At 41.1% G+C, this 1,535-nt stretch carries 1 protein-coding gene; it reads left to right on the top strand.

Going from position 1 to position 1,535, the window contains the following annotated elements; translation table 11 throughout:
• On the top strand, positions 1–1,535 hold a 1,535-nt coding region (locus tag QWY87_RS17825; RefSeq protein WP_435389591.1), incomplete at both ends, for an HYR-like domain-containing protein.

Here is a 1,535-nt window from a genome sequence, read left to right as displayed (position 1 = left end):
GCACCAGTTATCCCTGCCTTGGCAGATGTAACAGGAGAATGTTCAGCAACAGCTATCGCTCCAACGGTTGTAGATAACTGTGGTGCAACAATCACAGGAACAACTAGTGATGCACTTACTTATAACACACAAGGTAGTTTTGTAATTACCTGGTCGTTTGATGATGGTAATGGAAACGTTGCTACACAGACACAGAATGTAATCGTTGATGATGTAACAGCACCAGTTATCCCTGCCTTGGCAGATGTAACAGGAGAATGTTCAGCAACAGCTATCGCTCCAACGGTTGTAGATAACTGTGGTGCAACAATCACAGGAACAACAAGTGACGCGCTTACTTATACTACACAAGGTAGTTTTGTAATTACCTGGTCGTTTGATGATGGTAATGGAAACGTTGCTACACAGACACAGAATGTAATCGTTGATGATGTAACAGCACCAGTTATTCCTGCCTTGGCAGATGTAACAGGAGAATGTTCAGCAACAGCTATCGCTCCAACGGTTGTAGATAACTGTGGTGCAACAATCACAGGAACAACAAGTGATCCACTTACTTATAACACACAAGGGAACTTCACAATTACCTGGTCGTTTGATGATGGTAATGGAAACGTTGCTACACAGACACAGAATGTAATCGTTGATGATGTAACAGCGCCAGTTATCCCTGCCTTGGCAGATGTAACAGGAGAATGTTCAGCAACAGCTATCGCTCCAACGGTTGTAGATAACTGTGGTACAACAATCACAGGAACAACAAGTGATGCACTTACTTATAACACACAAGGTAGTTTTGTAATTACCTGGTCGTTTGATGATGGTAATGGAAACGTTGCTACACAGACGCAGAATGTAATCGTTGATGATGTAACAGCACCAGTTGCTGGTTTAGGTACTTTACCAAATGTAATAGGAGAATGTAGTGTAACAAGTTTAACAGCACCAACGGCAACAGATAACTGTGGAACAGTTACTGTTAGTAGTGATGCTTCTTTACCAATTACAACTTTAGGTACTACAGTAGTTACTTGGACTTATGATGATGGAAACGGAAATACAACTACTCAGACACAGAATATAGAAGTACAGGACACAGGAGTTCCTGCTCCAGTAGTGACTAACTTACCTACCTTAACAGGTGAGTGTAGTGTTGTTGTAGCAACAACTCCAACAGCTACAGATGGTTGTGCAGGAGTTATAGTAAATGGAATAACTAGTGATCCGACTACCTATAGTGTAGTAGGAACGTATACAATTACTTGGACTTACACAGGAGCTAACACAAATACAACTACTCAAACACAGACAGTAATCGTAACAGACACAACAGCACCAGTTGCAGATATAGCTACTTTGGCTGATGTAACAGCAGAATGTAGTGTAGCAGTATTAACTGCACCAACAGCTACTGATAACTGTGGTGGATTGGTAACAGTTACAAATGATGCAACATTACCAATTACAGCTCAAGGAACAACATTAGTTACTTGGACTTATGAAGATGCTCAAGGTAATACATCAACACAGACACA

The sequence above is a fragment of the Lutimonas halocynthiae genome (assembly GCF_030409835.1).
In the GTDB taxonomy this organism is placed as follows: domain Bacteria; phylum Bacteroidota; class Bacteroidia; order Flavobacteriales; family Flavobacteriaceae; genus Lutimonas; species Lutimonas halocynthiae.
The sequence above is the reverse complement of the archived record's forward strand: the minus strand, read 5'-3'. Positions and strand labels throughout refer to the sequence as shown.